Origin of the sequence: Acidovorax sp. HMWF018, assembly GCF_003061035.1 — a bacterium.
GTDB lineage: Bacteria > Pseudomonadota > Gammaproteobacteria > Burkholderiales > Burkholderiaceae_C > Acidovorax > Acidovorax delafieldii.
In genome coordinates, this window is record NZ_QAIM01000365.1 from 1 (window position 1) to 2,644 (window position 2,644).

Here is a 2,644-nt window from a genome sequence, read left to right on the forward strand (position 1 = left end):
TGCGCATCGCCTCGCACGCCTGTTGGTGGCAGAGACCGAATTGGCAGCTGGCGATGCATCTGCGGCCCTGCCGTCCATTCCAGATGGCAACAACGCGCGCAGGCCAGAACTTGTGCTGCGTACCCAAGCCCTGTTGCGCGCCAACCGACCCGCGGACGCCACGCAAGCCTTGCAAACCTGGGTGGCAACCCACCCCAAGGATGCGACTGTGTGGCAACTACTGGCGTCCACCTGGCAAGCACAAGGCCAGGCGCTCAGGGCGATTCGTGCCGAGGCAGAAGCGCAGGCTGCGCGCTATGACTATGCCGCCGCTGTAGACCGGTTCAAGGCCGGCCAGGATATGGCTCGCCGCGGCGGTGCGGCGGTGGACCATATTGAGGCCTCCATCATCGACACGCGCCTGCGTGCGATGGAGTCACTTCTTCGCGAACAGGCCGCCGAGCGCTGATTCGATGACCAGGCCCAGCACCGAGTAGATCAGCGAGCCCAGCAGCGCAGCCCCAAAACCGGCGACGTGGAAGCCGTCCAGCACGCTGGCCGCTGCCCAGAACATGAGTGCGTTGATGACGAAGAGAAACAGCCCGACCGTAACGATGGTGACGGGTAAGGTGAGTACGACCAGCACCGGTCGCAACACCACATTGAACAGGCCGATCACGAAGGCCGCGATCAGCGCCGAGGTGAAGCTTTTCACCTCCACACCGCTGTAGATGTAAGCCACAAACAGCAGCGATGCAGCGCTGAGCAGCCATTTCAGAAGAAGTCGCATGGCCGGAGAATAGCACTGGCCTGCTGTGCTGCAATGATTGGATGTGGCTTGCCTGGCCACACACGCCTACCGGCCTATTCGAGCGCCAGCACCCACAACACACCAAAGCCGGTGAGCACGCTGCCTAGCGTGCCCGACAGTGACGACCAGCGCCCGTCCACGCGGCCAGTGGGCTGCACAGGCTCGGACTTGGGTCGGCGCGCGTCCACCACGGGTGCGGTCACCATACCGCCGGCATCTGCCTGAAGTTGAGCCGTGAGCTCGGCCAACGGGCCCTTGGCCACCACGGTGGTTACAGCCCCCGAGGGGGTATGAAGTGTCGGAACAATTTGTGCGAACAGCTTGTCCGCCCACTTGGTACGCCAGTTCTCGCGGGTGCTGTGGCTCACCCATTTGCTGACACGGTGGGTCATGCGTGGCGCACACGCTACCAGCACCCAATGGGTGTGTGCGCTGGCTGGGCGCCCACACAGGGGTGCCAGCACTTGCTGTGCGTACGCTGCGTCGTCCACATACACGATGACTCTGTCCATACCCACCTCCAGGTGTGATGCTGACCACAGGGGAGCGGTATGGCCCCCTGCGCCGCCTCAGATGCAATGCAATCCGCGTGAAGCGGTCAGTGCCCAGCCGGTGCCGAGCCGGCACTGGCACGGCGAGCCAGGATGATCTTGCCAGCCAGCAAAACCAGCAGCGCACCGGCCACACTGGCCCCGTACTTCACGACATCGGTGACTTCGCCGCTCACGCTATCGACGGGCATCTTGAGCATCCACTGCCACTTGTCAGGGTTGGCGAGGGCTGGGTCGGTGACCAGCATGCCGCCGGCAATCCAGCCCAGCAGCATGCCACCCAGCGTGATGATGAGGGGAAACCGCTCCATGAGCTTGATGACCAGCTGACTCCCCCAGACGATGATCGGGATAGAGATCAGCAGACCCAGCACCACCAGCAGGAACGAATGGTCGCCTGCGTTCTGGGCCGCACCGGCAATAGCGATCACGTTGTCCACGCTCATGACCAAGTCGGCCACAATGATGGTCTTGATGGCAGCCAGCAGCTTGTCGCTGCCTTGCACGTCGCCATGGCCCTCTTCATCGGGAGCCAGCAGCTTCACACCGATCCACACCAGAAGCAGCGCACCCACGAACTTGAGGAAGGGCAGCGCCAGCAAGGTCATCGCAAAGGCGATCAGGATCACGCGCAGCACGATGGCGCCCGCAGTGCCCCAGATGATGCCTTTGGTGCGTTGTGCAGGGGGCAGTTTGCGGCAGGCCAGGGCAATGACCACGGCGTTGTCACCACCCAGCAGGATGTCGATGATGATGATCTGGCCGAGTGCGAGCCAGAATTCGGGCGAAGCCAAAAAGTCCATAAATTCCTCAATGTCAGTGGCGCGAAACGAGGATCCTGGCGCCACTGTAGCGCCGAGTCCCCCGCAGGGATAGGGGGCTTACGGTGACCTGGTCAAGGAAGGCTTGCCCCAGACAGGGGAGACATGGCAAGCGAAGGGACGGCCTTGATCAGCCCACGGTGGGCCCATCAAAGGTCTTGCTCAGTTCTACACAAGCTGGTTATGCGTGAACCCGGATTGCCGGAAGCAAAGCTTCGTATTGACGACAAATCCGATGCCTTGTGCCGCTCAAGCCCGGATGGCGGTGGGCTGGCTGGCAAGGCGGGAGCTACTCCCCTTCGAGACCGCGATTGGAACATTACCGGCGAGGCAGCGCAAGGGCCGGGGTGTTGTGGTTACTGCGTACACGCCGGGGTGGGGCTGGGCGTGCTACCTCGCTCGGGGAAATACGGCGGATACCACCACTGCCAGCATCCCTTGTGGCGGGCCGCTATCATCCAGCCCCTCTTGTGCCCCTGCGC

The 2,644-nt window shown here is 62.9% G+C and carries 4 protein-coding genes; 1 reads left to right on the plus strand and 3 read right to left on the minus strand.

The window, feature by feature from the left end; all coding sequences use genetic code 11:
* Positions 1-448 (plus strand): tetratricopeptide repeat protein (locus DBR23_RS14000; protein WP_146191342.1); only part of this gene is annotated, 448 nt, incomplete at its 5' end.
* Here DBR23_RS14000 and DBR23_RS14005 read toward each other — a convergent pair.
* The 3 genes from DBR23_RS14005 to DBR23_RS14015 form a co-directional block, all read right to left on the minus strand.
* Positions 416-769 (minus strand): phage holin family protein, encoded by a 354-nt coding sequence (locus tag DBR23_RS14005; protein WP_056056593.1) that lies wholly within the window; start codon positions 767-769, stop codon positions 416-418. The genes DBR23_RS14000 and DBR23_RS14005 overlap by 33 nt on opposite strands.
* Before the next feature lie 74 nt (positions 770-843).
* Entirely contained in the window at positions 844-1,302 is a 459-nt protein-coding gene (locus tag DBR23_RS14010; protein WP_056056591.1) for a hypothetical protein, read from the minus strand.
* Between the two features lie 86 nt (positions 1,303-1,388).
* Complete coding sequence (locus DBR23_RS14015; RefSeq protein WP_056056589.1) at positions 1,389-2,144, minus strand: TerC family protein; 756 nt, start codon at positions 2,142-2,144, stop codon at positions 1,389-1,391.
* Positions 2,145-2,644 lie beyond the last annotated feature (500 nt).

Excerpts from the sequence above, each read along its gene's own strand:
- DBR23_RS14005 (WP_056056593.1), bottom strand. The coding sequence starts at position 769 with ATGCGACTTCTTCTGAAATGGCTGCTCAGCGCTGCATCGCTGCTGTTT.
- DBR23_RS14010 (WP_056056591.1), bottom strand. The coding sequence starts at position 1,302 with ATGGACAGAGTCATCGTGTATGTGGACGACGCAGCGTACGCACAGCAA.
- DBR23_RS14015 (WP_056056589.1), bottom strand. The coding sequence starts at position 2,144 with ATGGACTTTTTGGCTTCGCCCGAATTCTGGCTCGCACTCGGCCAGATC.